General features: G+C 72.4%; 15 protein-coding genes. 5 read left to right on the forward strand and 10 right to left on the reverse strand.

The features are described 5' to 3' along the window. Window positions 1–31: 31 nt before the first annotated feature. The 5 genes from rlmB to D7294_RS15055 form a co-directional block, all read right to left on the reverse strand. A complete protein-coding gene (gene rlmB, locus D7294_RS15035; RefSeq protein WP_120679747.1) occupies window positions 32–979 on the reverse strand; it encodes a 23S rRNA (guanosine(2251)-2'-O)-methyltransferase RlmB in 948 nt (315 codons plus the stop codon). 62 nt (window positions 980–1,041) lie between these two features. Continuing rightward, on the reverse strand, window positions 1,042–2,436 hold the full coding sequence (gene cysS, locus D7294_RS15040; protein WP_120679749.1) for a cysteine--tRNA ligase: 1,395 nt from the start codon (window positions 2,434–2,436) through the stop codon (window positions 1,042–1,044). Between the two features lie 63 nt (window positions 2,437–2,499). After that, window positions 2,500–3,042 (reverse strand): 2-C-methyl-D-erythritol 2,4-cyclodiphosphate synthase, encoded by a 543-nt coding sequence (gene ispF / locus D7294_RS15045; protein ID WP_120679751.1) that lies wholly within the window; start codon window positions 3,040–3,042, stop codon window positions 2,500–2,502. Further along, window positions 3,032–3,787 (reverse strand): 2-C-methyl-D-erythritol 4-phosphate cytidylyltransferase, encoded by a 756-nt coding sequence (gene ispD, locus D7294_RS15050; RefSeq protein ID WP_174248354.1) that lies wholly within the window; start codon window positions 3,785–3,787, stop codon window positions 3,032–3,034. The genes ispF and ispD overlap by 11 nt, the downstream gene beginning before the upstream one ends. 551 nt (window positions 3,788–4,338) lie before the next feature. After that, a complete protein-coding gene (locus D7294_RS15055; protein ID WP_120679753.1) occupies window positions 4,339–4,821 on the reverse strand; it encodes a CarD family transcriptional regulator in 483 nt (160 codons plus the stop codon). A 656-nt stretch (window positions 4,822–5,477) separates the two neighbouring features. Here D7294_RS15055 and D7294_RS15065 point away from each other — a divergent pair. Then, window positions 5,478–6,335: a DUF461 domain-containing protein gene (locus D7294_RS15065; RefSeq protein ID WP_194117751.1), complete on the forward strand. Its 858-nt coding sequence runs from the start codon at window positions 5,478–5,480 to the stop codon at window positions 6,333–6,335. Window positions 6,336–6,486: 151 nt separating this feature from the next. Here D7294_RS15065 and phoP read toward each other — a convergent pair whose 3' ends face one another. Both phoP and phoR read right to left on the reverse strand, forming a co-directional pair. Next, complete coding sequence (gene phoP / locus D7294_RS15070; protein ID WP_479681729.1) at window positions 6,487–7,158, reverse strand: two-component system response regulator PhoP; 672 nt, start codon at window positions 7,156–7,158, stop codon at window positions 6,487–6,489. Between the two features lie 5 nt (window positions 7,159–7,163). Continuing rightward, complete coding sequence (phoR, locus tag D7294_RS15075) at window positions 7,164–8,471, reverse strand: two-component system sensor histidine kinase PhoR (protein ID WP_120679757.1); 1,308 nt, start codon at window positions 8,469–8,471, stop codon at window positions 7,164–7,166. A 188-nt stretch (window positions 8,472–8,659) separates the two neighbouring features. On the opposite strand from phoR, the gene phoU reads away from it, so the two are divergent. Together phoU and D7294_RS31935 are read left to right on the forward strand one after the other, a co-directional pair. Beyond that, the gene (gene phoU / locus D7294_RS15080; protein WP_120679759.1) at window positions 8,660–9,334 is read left to right on the forward strand and encodes a phosphate signaling complex protein PhoU; all 675 of its coding nucleotides are present in this window, start codon (window positions 8,660–8,662) and stop codon (window positions 9,332–9,334) included. 275 nt (window positions 9,335–9,609) lie between these two features. Then, a complete protein-coding gene (locus D7294_RS31935) occupies window positions 9,610–9,765 on the forward strand; it encodes a hypothetical protein (protein WP_158674630.1) in 156 nt (51 codons plus the stop codon). 105 nt (window positions 9,766–9,870) lie between these two features. On the opposite strand, the gene D7294_RS15085 is transcribed toward D7294_RS31935, so the two are convergent. Next, window positions 9,871–11,310, reverse strand: coding sequence for a sensor histidine kinase (locus tag D7294_RS15085; RefSeq protein WP_120679761.1), 1,440 nt, complete (start codon window positions 11,308–11,310; stop codon window positions 9,871–9,873). 140 nt (window positions 11,311–11,450) lie between these two features. Here D7294_RS15085 and D7294_RS15090 point away from each other — a divergent pair, with 140 nt between their 5' ends. Both D7294_RS15090 and D7294_RS15095 read left to right on the forward strand, forming a co-directional pair. After that, window positions 11,451–12,875, forward strand: a complete 1,425-nt coding sequence (locus D7294_RS15090) for an AAA family ATPase (protein ID WP_120679763.1) — start codon at window positions 11,451–11,453, stop codon at window positions 12,873–12,875. Next, a complete protein-coding gene (locus tag D7294_RS15095; RefSeq protein WP_120679765.1) occupies window positions 12,872–13,504 on the forward strand; it encodes a DUF4276 family protein in 633 nt (210 codons plus the stop codon). Before D7294_RS15090 ends, D7294_RS15095 begins: the two co-directional genes overlap by 4 nt. Before the next feature lie 210 nt (window positions 13,505–13,714). Here the strand turns inward: D7294_RS15095 and D7294_RS15100 are convergent, their stop codons facing one another. Together D7294_RS15100 and D7294_RS15105 are read right to left on the reverse strand one after the other, a co-directional pair. Beyond that, window positions 13,715–14,473, reverse strand: a complete 759-nt coding sequence (locus tag D7294_RS15100) for a phosphoglyceromutase (protein WP_120679767.1) — start codon at window positions 14,471–14,473, stop codon at window positions 13,715–13,717. Window positions 14,474–14,565: 92 nt separating this feature from the next. Then, a complete protein-coding gene (locus D7294_RS15105; protein ID WP_120680003.1) occupies window positions 14,566–15,195 on the reverse strand; it encodes a type III secretion system chaperone family protein in 630 nt (209 codons plus the stop codon). Window positions 15,196–15,207 lie beyond the last annotated feature (12 nt).

Here is a 15,207-nt window from a genome sequence, read left to right on the forward strand (position 1 = left end):
CCCGGCCGCCGCCCCCGCGCCCCGGCGCGGCTCAGCGCCGGTGCCTGGCCGCCTCGTAGAGCACGATGCCGGCGGCGACGCCCGCGTTGAGCGACTCGGTGCCGCCCGGCATCGGGATGCGCACCCGCAGGTCGCAGGTCTCGCCGACCAGCCGGGACAGCCCCTTGCCCTCGCTGCCCACCACGACGACGAGGGGGCCGGCCAGTCCCGGCACGTCGGCCAGCTCCGCCTCGCCGTCCGCGGCCAGGCCCACCACGGTGAGCCCCGCCTTCCGGTAGGACTGCAGCGCCCTGGTGAGGTTGGTGGCCCGGGCCACGGGGGTGCGGGCCGCCGTTCCGGCCGAGGTCTTCCACGCCCCCGCGGTCATCCCCGCCGCGCGCCGCTCGGGCACCACGACGCCGTGGCCGCCGAAGGCGGCCGCCGAGCGCACGACGGCGCCGAGGTTGCGCGGGTCGGTGACGCCGTCCAGGGCCACGATCAGCGGCTGCTCTCCCGCCTCGAACGCGGCCCGGGTCAGGTCGTCCGGGTGCGCGTACGCGTAGGGCGGCACCTGCAGCACGAGGCCCTGGTGGTTGAGCCCGCCGGTGATCCGGTCGAGCTCCGCGCGCGGCGCCTCGGCCAGGCGCACCGTGCCGCGGTCCACGGCCAGCTTGACGGACTCGGTGACCCGGTCGTCGGCGTCGAGGAACTGCTGCACGTACAGCGTGCTCGCCGGCACCTCGGCCCGCAGCGCCTCGAGCACCGCGTTGCGCCCCACGACGAGTTCACTCGGCGTCCTGCCGCGCCTGGCGGCCTGCGCGGCGTGCTGACGGCGTGCCCTGGCGTCCGCGGCACGCTTCTTGGCGTGTCCGGGGCGCAACTCGGCGGGCGGCGTGGGGCCCTTGCCCTCGAGCCCCTTGCGCCGCTGGCCGCCGCTGCCGATCTGGGGGCCCTTCTTCTGGCTCGTGCGCCGGTTGCGGCGCTGGCTGTTGCCTGGCATCTGTTCCTCGTTCGGCGGTGCGGTCGGAAGTCCGGGGCGGCGCGCCCGGGCGCGTGCGGGTGCTAGCCCAGCTCCCAGCGGGGGCCGTCGGGGGTGTCCTCGATGACCAGCCCCGCGGCCTGGAGTTCGTCGCGGATCGCGTCCGCGGTGCCGTAGTCCTTGCGCTCGCGGGCGGCCTGCCGCTGGGCGAGGACCAGCCCGACCAGCGTGTCCACCACGCCGGTCAGCCGCTCGTCCCGGCCCCGGCCCCCGCCCGCCCACTGCGGGTCGAGGGGGTCGAGACCGAGCACCCCGAGCATGCCCCTGACCTGCCCGACGAGCGCGGCGGCCGACTCCTTGTCGCCCTCGGCGAGGGCGGCGTTGCCCTGCCTGACGGTGGTGTGCACGGCGGCGAGCGCCTGCGGCACCCCGAAGTCCTCGTCCATGGCGTCGGCGAAGTCGGCGGGCACCGTGGGCGAGGGCTCGACCTCGCCCGTGCGCTCGACCGCACGGTGCAGGAAGCCCTCGATCCGGCCGAAGGCGGCCTCGGCCTCGGCCAGCGCCTCCTCGCTGTACTCGATGGTGGAGCGGTAGTGCGGGGTGCCCAGGTAGTACCGCAGCACGATGGGCCGCCAGCGCTTGACCATCTCGGAGACCAGGACCGAGTTCCCGAGCGACTTGCTCATCTTCTCGCCGGCCATGGTCACCCAGGCGTTGTGGACCCAGTACCGGGCGAACTCGTCGCCGTACGCCCTGGACTGGGCGATCTCGTTCTCGTGGTGCGGGAAGACGAGGTCGATGCCGCCGCCGTGGATGTCGAAGCCGCCGCCGAGGTACTTGTGGGCCATCGCCGAGCACTCCAGGTGCCAGCCGGGCCGGCCGCGGCCCCAGGGGGTCTCCCAGCTCGGCTCGCCCGGCTTGGCCGCCTTCCACATGGCGAAGTCCCGCGGGTCGCGCTTGCCGGTCTCGCCCTCGCCCTCCGGCTGCAGCAGGTGGTCGAGGTCCTGGTTGGACAGCCGCAGGTAGCCGGGGAAGCTGCGCACGTCGAAGTACACGTTGCCGTCCGCCGCGTAGGCGTGGCCCCGTTCGACGAGCGCGCGCATCATCTCGATCATCTCGGGCACGTGCCCGGTGGCGCGCGGCTCGTAGCCGGGCGGCAGGCAGCCGAGGGCGGCGTAGGCGTCGCCGAAGGCCCGCTCGTTCTCGTAGGCGATGGCCCACCAGGGGCGGCCCTGCTCGGCGCTCTTGGCGATGATCTTGTCGTCCACGTCCGTGACGTTCCGCACGAACGTCACCCGGTAGCCGCGGTGGGTGAACCAGCGGTTCATGATGTCGAAGCTGACCCCGGACCTGACGTGCCCGATGTGCGGGGGTGCCTGCACGGTGGCGCCACACAGGTAGATCGAGACGCAGCCCGGCACGAGCGGGGTGAAGTCACGGATCTTCCTGGCACTGGTGTCATACAGGCGAAGGGTCACGCGTCAAGAGTAGTCGGCGGGGGCCCTCCCCCGCGCCGGTGCGGCACCGGGGCTGCCGGGCGCTCACTTCCCGCCCGGAGGCCCGGGCAGCACCAGGGCGGTGGCCAGGGCCGCGAGGCCCTCGCCGCGCCCGGTCAGGCCGAGGCCGTCGGAGGTGGTGCCCGAGACGGCGACGGGCGCGCCGGCCGCCTCGGACAGGACGCGCTGCGCCTCCGCCCGGCGCGTGCCGATCTTGGGCCTGACGCCGACGACCTGGACGGCCACGTTCCCGATCTCGAACCCGGCCGCCCGCACCAGGCGCGCGGCCTCGGCCAGCAGGGCGGTGCCCGCGGCCCCCGCCCACTCGGGGCGGCCGGTGCCGAAGTGCGCGCCGAGGTCGCCGATGCCCGCGGCGGAGAACAGCGCGTCGCAGGCGGCGTGCGCGGCCACGTCCCCGTCGGAGTGCCCGGCGAGCCCGAACTCCGCCTCGGGCCACAGCAGTCCCGCGCACCACAGCGGCCGGCCGCGTTCGAAGGCGTGGACGTCGGTGCCGACGCCCACCCTGGGGACGCGGGGGAAGCCGGGCCCCGCTCCCGCGTCCTGGGCAACTGCCTGTTCAGAAACCATCGTTGAGCCTCCGGCGGGCGAGGACGGCCTCGGCGAGCACGAGGTCGAGCGGGCGGGTCACCTTGAACGCCTCCTCGTGCCCTGGCACCAGCACCACCGGGGCGCCCATCCGTTCCACGAGCCCCGCGTCGTCGGTCGCGTCGCCCTCGGCGTGCCGCGCGTGGGCGGCGGCGAGCGTGGCCCGGTCGAAGCCCTGCGGGGTCTGGACGGCCCGCAGCAGCGACCGGTCCGGCGTGCCCACCACGGGCTCGGGCTCGCCCTTGCCGGCGGGGGCGGCGATCTGCTTCACGGTGTCGGTGACCGGCAGCGCGGGCACCACGGCCGGGGCCCCGGCCCTGACCGCGGCGGCGACGGCGTCCACCGTGTCGGCCGGGACCAGCGGGCGGGCGGCGTCGTGCACCAGGACCACCTCGACGTCCTCGGGCAGCGCGGCGAGGCCGAGGCGCACCGACTCCTGCCGGGTGGCGCCGCCCGGCACCACGCACAGCTCGACGTCGCGGGGCGGCGGGTACTCGTCGAGCAGCCCGCGCACGGTGGCCACCTCCGCGGGCGGGGCGACCACCACCACGAGGGAGACGGCGTGGGCGCGCGACATGGCGCGGACGGCGTGCACGAGCATCGGCGTCCCGCCGAGCTGCCGCATCGCCTTGGGAAGGCCGGGGCCGAGCCGGACGCCGCGGCCCGCCGCGGGGATGACGGCCGCGGTACGGGCGGGCCTGTCCTGGGGCTGTGTGATGTCTGTCATGGAGGGCGGGTGCAGGTTTGTTTACGGGGCGGGGTTGGGTATGGCCTGAGCGTGCCGGGCACGACGCGATCGGCCCCTTCCGTGACACGCCGGTCGAGCCAGCCTTACCAGCCCGGCACGCGTCTCCCTTGAGGGAGACCCGCGGGAACGATCCGTACATGCCACAGCGCCCGTTGTGGCACGGGGGAATGCCTTTCGGGCGCTGCGGCAGTCCAGGGCACTCCGGACGAGCCGGGGTGCGGTTTTCGATCGGCCGGTATCGGCTCGGCGGTTGCCCGGGTTTCGGCCGGGCCGAGCGCGAAGTGATCCGTGAAGTGACCGTCGTGCAAACGAGTATTCACCTGATCGATTAACCGGGGTATCTCCGGTGACTCGATCACGATCAGGCCGGAACGCGTGAACCGGTTGTGTTTCTCACATTCCGGCGGCACGCGGTCCGGATATGCAATCCGGATATCCGTCATGCGGTGCGGTGCGGACCCGGCATGCCGGTCGCGCATCCGCCGGCCCGCCCTCGCGGTGGCGCGCCCCACGGGGCACGGCCGGCCGCGTCAGGAGGCGAGCACCTCGTCGAGCAGCGACTCCGCCTTGTCCTCGTTGGTGGCCTCGGCCAGCGCCAGCTCGCTCACGAGGATCTGCCGCGCCTTGGCGAGCATGCGCTTCTCGCCCGCGGACAGCCCCCGCTCGCGCTCACGGCGCCACAGGTCACGGACGACCTCGGCCACCTTGATGACGTCGCCGGACGCCAGCTTCTCCAGGTTTGCCTTGTAGCGGCGGGACCAGTTCGTCGGCTCTTCGGCGTACGGCGCGCGCAGCACCTCGAAGACCCGGTCGAGACCGTCCTGGCCGACCACGTCGCGGACGCCGACCAGCTCGGCGTTCTCCGCAGGCACGCGTACTTCCAGGTCACCCTGGGCGACCTTCAGCACCAAGTAAGTCATGTCCACGCCCTTGATCGGGCGGGTTTCGATGGCCTCGATCGTCGCAGCCCCGTGATGGGGATAGACCACGGTGTCGCCAACCTTGAACGTCATGTGACAGGTACCCCTTCCGTGGCTCTCCATCCTAACACGGGAAGACGCCCCTTTGAATGACGTTTTCGCAGGTCAGACCATATCTCGGGGGTTGACAAGGACGCCCGTGGCGTGCTGCGCGGGCCCCCGGGCGACAGGTAACCGCAGGTGAGAGCCGGGTTTCGGCGCTCCCCGAAGGACCGGAGATCTCGGCAGAACTCGACGCGGAAGGCCACAAAGAAGTTTCCCGAAGCGGGGAAAGCTGTCCGATTTGTCGCAGTTGACGGAATGGGTTCAGCCACCAGTGCCCGTCTCGAAGAATTGATCAACAAGACCCGGCTGACTTCTCCGCCCGGAAGTCGCCACGGAACTCCCCAGGAACCCACAGGAACATCGCAAGGGCCGCGCGCGATAACCGCATTTCCCGCGCCCGGCGCCCTCGCCACCGGCGCATTGCCCGCGCCGGCCGCCGCCCCGAGAGGCCGCACTCACATTGTGCTCCCGGCCGGACACGCTCGGGCGACCGGGGTCGCCGGGTGGGTGCGGCGAGGGTGCGGGGGCCGCCCGTCCGGTCCCGCGGGGCCACGCAAGGCAGGGCCGGGTGCGGCCGGGACTGGGGCGGTCGGTACCCTGTGCCCCGATAGATCATCCTGACCGTCCGAGGAGATGCCGCCGCCGTGAGCAGCAGCCTTCGACGCGGCGTGGCCGCCGCCTTCTTCGCGTTCTCGATCGCCGGGCTGACGGCCTGCGGTGCCGGTACCGACGCCGCGACCAGCGAGATCAAGCCGGACGTGGCGTCCGCCCAGGTGGACGACATCAAGGTGCAGAACGTCAGCATCGTCCTGCCGCAGGGCTCGTCCGAGGACCCGGGCGCGGTCGTCGGCCGCGTCTTCAACGGCAGCGACCGGGACCAGACCCTGGAGGCCGTCCAGCTCCCCGGCTCCGGCTCCCGCGTCGAGCTCGGCCCGGCCGAGGGCGAGAGCGACCTCGTGGTGCCCGCGCACGGCTCCCTCGCGCTCGGCGGCGAGGGCAACGCCTCCGCGGTCATCGCCGACCCGCAGTCCGGCGACATCGCGCTGGGGAACGCCCAGCGGGTGGTCTTCGTGCTCAGCGAGACCGGGGACATCGAGCTGCGGGCGCAGGTCGTGGACGACTCCGACCTGCTGGCCGACTTCTCCGAATGGGGCGCGACCCCCACCCCCTCGACGGACGAGGAGGCCCCGGCCGGGGAGCCGCAGGGCTCGGCCGAGGGCACCGGCGAGGCGACGGCCGAGGGCGCGGGCGGCGCGACGGAGGGCGAGGGCACCGAAGGCACCGCGGGCGCCGAAGGGACCGAAGGCACGGCCGGCACCGAGGGCACCGAGGGCCCGGAAGGCACGGAGGGTTCCGGGCAGGCCGAGGGCGCCTCGGGCGAGGAGGCCACGGAGGGCGCCGGGAGCACCGAGGGCACGGAGAGCGCCCAGGGCACCGAGGGCACGGCGAACACCGAGGGTGCCGAGGGCACCGAGGGCGAGGGCGCCTCGCTGGACGGCTGAGTCCACCGCCCGCCGGCCGGGCCCGCCCGCCGGCCGCACGTCGTCAGGACGCCCCACTCCCCCGCGTCCCGCCAGGTGGCGGGGCGCCGGAGCGTGGGGCGTTCGGCGTGCGGGGGCGTTCGGCCGGGGCGCGCCCGGCCACGCCCGCCGGTCAGGGCTCGAACTTGTAGCCGAGGCCGCGGACGGTGACCAGGAAGCGGGGGGCGCCCGGGTCGGGCTCGATCTTGGCGCGCAGCCGCTTCACGTGGACGTCGAGCGTCTTGGTGTCGCCCACGTAGTCGGCGCCCCAGACGCGGTCGATCAGCTGCATCCTGGTGAGCACCCGCCCGGCGTTGCGCAGCAGCATCGCCAGCAGGTCGAACTCCTTCAGGGGCAGGTCGACCTTCCGGCCGGAGACGGTGACCACGTGCCGGTCCACGTCCATCCGGACCGGCCCCGCCTCCAGGGCGGCCGGGCTCTCCTCCTCCGACTCGCCCCTGCGGCGCAGCACCGCGCGGATGCGCGCCACCAGCTCGCGGGAGGAGAAGGGCTTGGTCACGTAGTCGTCGGCCCCTATCTCGAGGCCGACCACCTTGTCGATCTCGCTGTCCTTGGCGGTCACCATGATGACCGGCACGTTGGAACGGCCCCGCAGCTGGCGGCAGACCTCGGTGCCCGGCAGGCCGGGCAGCATCAGGTCGAGCAGCACCAGATCGGCGCCGTTGCGTTCGAACTCGTCCAGTCCTTCCGGGCCCGTGGCCGCGATGGCGACCTCGAAGCCTTCCTTGCGGAGCATGTACGAAAGAGCGTCGCTGAACGACTCCTCGTCCTCGACGACGAGCACTCGGGTCACGGGAGGACCTCCCGGGCAGGATTGTCGGTGCGGGTGGAGTGCGGCTCCGGAGCGACGTCCGCGTCGGCGCCCTCTGGAAACTCGGCCGGTTCATGAAGAGTGCCACCGAAGCCGTCCCGCTTGCGGCGGGCGGCGAGGTGGCGTTCCTGCGCGCTGGTCGGTTCCGGCAGCCGCAGGGTGAAGGTGGAGCCCTGTCCCTCGGCGCTCCATACCTGGACCTCCCCGCCGTGCGAGGCGGCCACGTGTTTGACGATGGCCAGGCCGAGGCCCGTGCCGCCGGTGGCGCGGGACCGCGCCGGGTCGACCCGGTAGAAGCGCTCGAAGATGCGCTCCCGGTCGGCCTCGCTGATGCCGATGCCCTGGTCGGTGACGGCGATCTCGACGAGGTCGCCGCCCGGGGCCTGCACCTTGCTGCCGGCGATGGCCACCCTGGTGTGCGGCGGGCTGTAGTTCACCGCGTTCTCCACCAGGTTGCCGAGCGCGGCGGCGAGCTGTCCGCGGTTGCCCCAGACGGTGAGGCCCGCGGTGCCGCCGGTGGCGATGGTGATGTGCTTGCTGCCCGCCTGCTGGCGGCAGCGGTCGATCGCCTCGGTGACCAGCTCCTCGACCGGCACCAGCTCGGCGTGGGTCAGCATGTCGTTGTCCTGCACCCGGGAGAGGTCGATCAGCTCCTGGATGAGGTTGGTGAGGCGGGTCGCCTCGTTCTGCATCCGGCCGGCGAAGCGGGTCACTGCCTCCGGGTCGTCCGCGGCGTCGAGCACCGCCTCGGAGAGCAGCGAGAGCGCCCCGGCCGGGGTCTTCAGCTCGTGGCTGACGTTGGCCACGAAGTCGCGCCTGACCGCCTCGATGCGGCGGGCCTCGGTGAGGTCCTCGACGAGCAGCAGCACCAGGCGGGCGCCCAGCGGCGCGGAGCGCGCCGAGAGGGCGAGCACGTCGGCCCGCCCCACCTTCCCGCGGCGCGGGAGGTCGAACTCCAGCTGGCGTATCTCCCCGTCGCGCCTGGTGTCCCTGGCCATCTTCAGCATCGGCTCGACGGCGAGCCTGCCGCCGCGCACCAGCCCGAGGGCGTAGGCCGCGGAGCTCGCCTTGACCACGCCGTCGCTCTCGTCGAGCACCACGGCCGAGGAGCGCAGCACGGACAGCACGGTGTCCACGCCGGGGGGCAGCACGGCCACGGGGGGCTGGACGGCGCGGTGCGGACGCGTACGCTCACGCTCGCTGAGCCGGAATGCCAGCATGGCGACGACGCCGGTGCACAGCCCGGCTATCGCGGCCACTGCGGCGACCGCCGCGTTGACGTCCATATCCTCAGGTTATGCGGGCCGCCCCGGTGGTCCACAGGCGTGACTGGAGATGCTCTTCGGAACGCCCGCGAGAGTTCACCTTGCCGACAGCGATGCTTCACTTGCGGGCGCGGCTGCGGCTGCTTTGCGGACGGAGCTTTGGCCCTGAGACGCTTGGTGGCTTGGCGGGTGAGGAAGGACAGTGAGTCATGCGTGACGCATATCACGAGGAACTGGACGCGATCAGCGACAACCTGGTCGAGATGGCGCGGTTCGTCGGCTCGGCGATGGGCCGGGCCACCACCGCCATGCTGGACGCGGACCTGAAGCTGGCGGAGAGCGTCATCGCCGGGGACGAGAAGGTCGACGAGATGCAGCGCGACCTGGAGAACTCCGCGATCGCGCTGCTGGCCAGGCAGCAGCCGGTGGCCACCGACCTGCGCATCGTCGTGACCTCGCTGCGGATGAGCGCCGACCTGGAGCGGTGCGGCGACCTGGCGCAGCACGTGGCGAAGGTGGCCAGGCTCAGGTTCCCCGACTCGGCGGTGCCGCGCGATCTGACGGCGACCATCCTGGAGATGGGGCAGCTGGCGCAGCGGCTGATGGCGAAGGCCACCGAGGTCCTGATCACCAAGGACGTGGAGCTGGCCATGCAGCTGGAGCAGGACGACGACGAGATGGACTCGCTGCACCGGACGCTCTTCAGCCACCTGCTCGACGACCGCTGGCACCACGGGATCGAGACGGCCGTCGACGTGACGCTGCTCGGCCGCTATTACGAGCGCTTCGCCGACCACGCGGTGTCGATCGCCCGCCGGGTGGTGTACCTGGTGACGGGCGAGCACGCGGACGAGTTCGTGCCGGAGCCCGAGGCGACGGCCTGAGGCGAGGGCCCGAGGCGACGGCCCGCGCGGCGGCCGGCGGCAAGGGCCCGCGCGGCGGTGGCCTTGTTGTGGGGGGCGGCCCGGGCAGCGGCGGCCTCATGGGGGCGCGGCCGGGGTCTCGCGGGGAGGCGGGGGGTGGTGAGCGCGCCGTGGCGCGCGCGGTCTGCTTCCGCGCGCCCGTCGTGCGCGGTTTTGTCCCCGCGGTCCGGCGCGTTCCCATGGAGTCCGCGACCCATCCCGTGGGGTCCGCGACCCATCGCTGCCGAGGAGGGACCATGAGCGCCGCGCCTGCCCCGATACCCCGCCCCGCGACGACCCCGCCCAGGGAACGCCGCCCGCTGCCGCTGCTCGGGGGCTGCGGATGCCCCTCGGGCTGCTCCTGTGGCTGCCAGTCGGGCCGCGCCTGCCAGTGCGGGGGCAACTGCGGCTGAGCCGTGGCGCGGCGCGGGCCACGCCCGCGCCCTGCCCGCGCGCCCTGCCGGGCCCGGCGCCCCTCTCCCGCGGGCGGCGCGGTGCGGCTCTCGCGCGGCGGCCGTTCAGCGCGGCCCGCGCGGTTCCGGCAGTGGCGGCTGCGGCAGTGGCGGTTCCGGCAGTGGCGGCTCGGGCAACGGCGGCTCCGCCGCGGAAGAGAGCAGGTCCGCCGCGCCCGTCGTGTCCGCCGCGCCCGTCGCGTCGGGTGTCCGCTCCGCGGCCGGGCCCGCCGCCGGCCAGGGAAGGGTGGCGGTCAGCTCGAAGCAGCCGTCGGCCGTCGGGCCGTGGCTCAGGCTGCCGCCGTCGAGGGCCACGCGTTCCTCAAGGCCGGCCAGGCCCGCCCCGGCGCCGGGGATCTCCGCGCGGGCCGGCCCGGCGGCCAGCGCGTTGCGCAGCCGGACGGTCAGGCCCTCGCCGGGCCCGCCGTCGAGCCGGACCGCGACGGGGAGTCCCGGTGCGTGCTTGCGGGCGTTGGTCAGCCCCTCCTGGACGACGCGGTAGACGGTGCGCTGCGCCGGGCCGCGCAGGGCGGCGCCCGGATCGCCGGCGCAGGACTCGGTGAGGGTGACCCGCTGCCCGGCGGACTCGGCCTCGGCGAGCAGGTCGGGCAGGGCGGAGATGCCGGGCGCCGCCGGCTCCCTTCCGCCGTCCCCCGGCGGGCGGCCCCGCAACAGGGTCAGCACCTCGCGCAGCTCCTCCAGGGCCTGGTGCGCGGTGTCCCTGATGGTCTGCGCGCTCTCGCTGATCTCGGCCTCGGTCAGCGGCCTCGTGCCCTCGGCGGCCGTCCGGCCGGTGCGGTAGGCGAGGGCACCGGCGTGCACGGAGAGCAGGGAAATGCGGTGCGCGAGCACGTCGTGCATTTCCCTGGCGATCGCGACCCGTTCGGCGCGGCGGGCCTCGGCCAGCCGCCTGGCGTGCTCGGCGCGCTCCCGCCTGGCGTCCTCCCGCAGCCGCAGCACCAGCTCCCGCCGCACCCGCACGCCCGTGCCCCAGGCGAAGAGGAGCAGGTAGTAGGCGAGGACGAAGGCCACCGGCGCCCAGCCGCCGTCCTCGGGGACGAGGTAGAGCAGCGCATACGGCGCGCAGGCGGCCAGGTGCAGGCCGAGGGCCGCCAGCGCGGGACGCCAGGGCACCCGCAGGCCGAGGTTGAGCAGCAGGATGCTCAGCGCGCCGAAGCAGCTGTCGGACACCGCGCCCACCGGAACCGCGGCGAGGGCGAGCAGCAGCGGGAAGCGGCGGCGCCACCACAGGGCCAGGCAGGCCAGCGCGCCCAGCGGGGGATCGACCGCGAGCAGCCACCCGGGCAGCTGCTCGCGGTCCTGGCTGGTGAGGGTGAACAGGGCCCAGACGCCGAGGGCCGCCGCGAAGAACAGGACGTCGACGAGCCAGTCGCGGCCCGTGCGGGCGGCGCGGCGCCTGGCGGAGGCCGCGCCGTCGGTCAGCAGCTCGCCCGGCAGGAGCAGGCGGTGCTCCCACCGGTCGCCGGCCGCCACCGATTCGCTCATGCATCCGAGCGTACGTGCCCGCGCCCTCACCGCCCCCCGGCCCGGGCGGGGCGGTCAAGGCGGCGCCCCCGCAGCAGGGGAGAACATATCCTCTTCCTGTTGCTTGCTCATGGGGTCCAGGGAACCAGCCGGGAGGACAGGTGCTGACACGCCTTGAGGTGAGCGGGTTCAAAAATCTGCTCGACCTGACCGTTGAGCTGGGCCCCTTCACGTGCATCGCAGGCGAGAACGGAACCGGAAAGTCGAACGTCTTTGACGCCATCCAGCTCCTGAGCCTCCTCGCCGACCGTCCCCTGATGGAGGCCGCCCAAGAGGTCCGAGGAACGCACAGCGAGCGGCACGGCGACGCCCGGGACCTATTTTGGAACGGATACGAACCCGGTGAACATCGGATGCGTTTTGCCGCAGAAATGATCGTCCCCCCGGAGCCGGTCGAGGATGACTTCGGAAGAATTTCTGAGCCACCGACATCTTCATTCCTGCGCTATGAGCTCGAATTGGGATATCAACCACCCACCGGCGCGGAAAAAATCGGTAGGCTGACCCTCCTCCACGAAAGCCTCGGTTATATCCGCAAGGGGGACGCGCTCACACGATTGCGATTCCCCCACAGCAAGCAACGCTTTCGCGACAGGATGATCAGGAGCAAACGCTACGGCACCTCCTTCATCTCAACCTCCGTCGAGGAGGGCGATCCCGTGATCCGTATTCATCAGGACGGAGGCAGTCGCGGGCAGCCGCGTCCGGCGGCTGCATCGCGGGCCCGGGCCACGGTGGTCTCCACCGTGACCTCAAGCGACGACCCGACCATCCTCGCGGCTCGCCGGGAGATGCAATCGTGGCGTCGCCTTGCCTTGGAGCCTTCGGCGCTGCGCAGTTCGGACCAATACGTGGACCCACGCTCGATAGGGCCAAATGGGCTTCACCTACCCGGTGCTCTCTTCCGCATTGCATTGCAGGACACAGATTCCGGCGACGACCCCTCGCGCGTCTACGCACGAGTCGCCGGCCGCCTTTCGGACCTGTCCGGACTCCAGGTACGCACGCTCGACGTTCAGGAAGACGACGTGCGGCAACTGTTGACCATCCGGCTGCATGAGATCAGCGGGATGGTCCTGCCCGCGCGAAGCCTGTCGGAGGGAACTCTCCGATTTCTTGCGTTGTGTGTGCTGCTCGAAGATCCCGAGGTGCGTGGTCTCGTGTGCATGGAGGAACCGGAAAACGGTATCCATCCGGGAAACCTCCCCGCAATGGTTGGGCTGGTCCGGGATCTCGCCGTTGACCCCACGGGGACCCCGGGCGACGATAATCCGCTTCGCCAGGTCCTCATCAATACCCACTCCCCGGGAGTCGTTCAACTGGTCGACCGCGGGGACCTGCTGTTTGCCGACACCGAGGCTTACAAGGCCGCATCAGGCGACGTGACAAGACGACTCCGTCTGCGTCCGCTTGAGGGAACCTGGCGCGCTTCGGGAACGCGGAATTATGTCACGAAGACCGACATCCTCCCCTACCTGGAAACTCCGCCGGGGGCTCAGCTCACGATCGGCAGAGGTGCCGCATGACGCTGCGGGTTCTCTTTCTCAGCGAGGGCAGCAGCGATGGGGGGCTCGTTCCCCACATCGAAAAGATCGCCGCCCAAGTAGAGGCGCCCGTCATTGTCAGCGCCCCCGATCTTTCGTGGCTTCGCCAGCCGGTAGGGCGCGAGGTATCGGACAAGCTCCAAGCGGTACGGCGTCTGAGCGATGATTACGATCTCGCCCTGCCGCATCGCGACGCGGATAAGTTTTCCACCGAAGCCAGACGCGACGAGATATCGACATCGGCTGCTGCCGCCTGGCCGGGCCTGGCCTACGTGCCCGTAATCCCGGTGCGCATGCTGGAGGCCTGGCTCTTGCTGGACGAAGCAGCCATTCGCCAAGTAGCCGGAAATCCGAGAGGTCGCGTCAATCTGCAACTACCCAAGGCTTCTTCGGTGGAAAAGCTTCCAGATCCGAAGAAATTCTTGAAGGAAACGATCGCCAAGGCGAGCGAGCTGAGAGGCCGCCGACTCGAAGAGCTCAACAAGCGTTTCCCTCGGAACCGACATCGGCTTCTCGAATTGCTCGACGTGGAGGGCCCTGTCAGCGAGGTGACCTCGTGGAAGGTATTCGTCTCAGAGCTGACCGCAGCTCTCAGAGCGTGCCTGCGCTGACGTCGGGGCACCAGCACGCCGGTCGAATGTACGCGTTGCGGACCACCGTGGCGTGCGCGATCACGACCCAGCACGCGTCGGCGCGCGGTGCTGCCTGCGGGGCACAGGCACCGAACGGATCGAGGCAAGACGCGAACCGCGGCGTACGGCCCGGTCAGGAGGCCGGGCCGTACGCCGTGAACGGAAGGGAGCCGCCTCGATCGGTTCCGGTTACTTCCTGCCCTGGTTCTTCACGGCCTCGATGGCCGCCGCGGCGGCTGCGGGGTCGAGGTACCTGCCGCCGGGGGTGAGCGGGTGGAAGTCGGCGTCCAGCTCGTAGACGCAGGGGATGCCCGTCGGGATGTTCAGGCCGACGATGTCCTCGTCGGAGATGCCGTCCAGGTGCTTGACCAGGGCGCGCAGGCTGTTGCCGTGGGCGGCGACCAGGACGGTGCGGCCCGTGAGCAGGTCGGGGACGATGCCGTCGTACCAGTAGGGCAGCATCCGGGCGACGACGTCCTTGAGGCACTCGGTGCGCGGCCGCAGCTCGGAGGGGATCATCTCGTAGCGCGGGTCCTCGCTCTGCGACCACTCGGCGCCGTCGGCGAGCTCAGGCGGCGGGGTGTCGTAGGAGCGGCGCCACTTCATGAACTGCTCCTCGCCGAACTCGGCGAGCGTGGCGGCCTTGTCCTTGCCCTGGAGCGCGCCGTAGTGCCGCTCGTTGAGCCGCCAGGAGCGGCGGACCGGGACCCAGGCCCGGTCGGCGGCGTCGAGCGCCAGGTTGGCGGTGCGGATCGCCCGCTTCAGGACCGAGGTGTGCAGCACGTCGGGGAGCAGGCCGGCGTCCCTGAGCAGCTCACCGCCGCGGACCGCCTCCTTCTCGCCCTTCTCCGTCAGGTTGACATCCACCCAGCCGGTGAACAGGTTCTTCGCGTTCCACTCGCTCTCGCCATGGCGGAGCAGGATCAGCTTGTACGGTGAGTCGGCCATGGCTTCGAGCCTAGACGGCGGGGTGCCGGGGCGGCGGTTCGGCCCCGGCGATCCCCCCTCGCGCGGCCGCCCGCGGGCCGGGGCCTGCTCGCCTACGCGCCGGGCCGCCGCTCCCCCGGCCGCGGCTCCCCCGGCCGCGGCTCCGCGGGCCGGGTGAGGTGGGCGAAGGCGTCGAGGTTGCGCGTGGACTCGCCGCGGGAGACCCGCCAGGCGTACTCCTTCCTGATGGCCGTGGCGAAGCCGAGTTCGAGGAGGGTGTTGAAGGCGCCGTCGGCCTGTTCGAGGACGGTGCCCAGGAGCCGGTCGACCTCCTGCGGGGTGACCACGGCCAGCGGCAGCCGGCCGGCCAGGTAGATGTCGCCGAGCCGGTCGATCGCCCAGGCCACCCCGTACATGCGGGTGTTGCGCTCCAGCAGCCAGCGGTGCACCTCGGCGTGGTTCTCGTCCGGGCGCCTGATCACGAAGGCGTTGACCGAGAGCGAGTGCCGCCCGAGCACCAGCGAGCAGGCCGTGCTCAGCTTCCTGCTGCCGGGGAGGGTGACCACGTAACGGCCGGGTCCCGTGCGCTCCCACTCGGCGCCGCTGTCGCGCAGCGCGGCGGCCAGCGCCCGTTCGGCGGCGGGCCCGGCCGCGGCGGCGGGCTCGGCCCCGGCCGCGGGCTCTCGCGCGGGCCCGGCCGCGGGCCGTGCCGTGGGGTCCTTGCGCGGGGCGGGATCAGCCATGGGCCGCATCGT

Source organism: Streptomyces hoynatensis (assembly GCF_003626535.1).
In the GTDB taxonomy this organism is placed as follows: Bacteria; Actinomycetota; Actinomycetes; order Streptomycetales; family Streptomycetaceae; genus Streptomyces; species Streptomyces hoynatensis.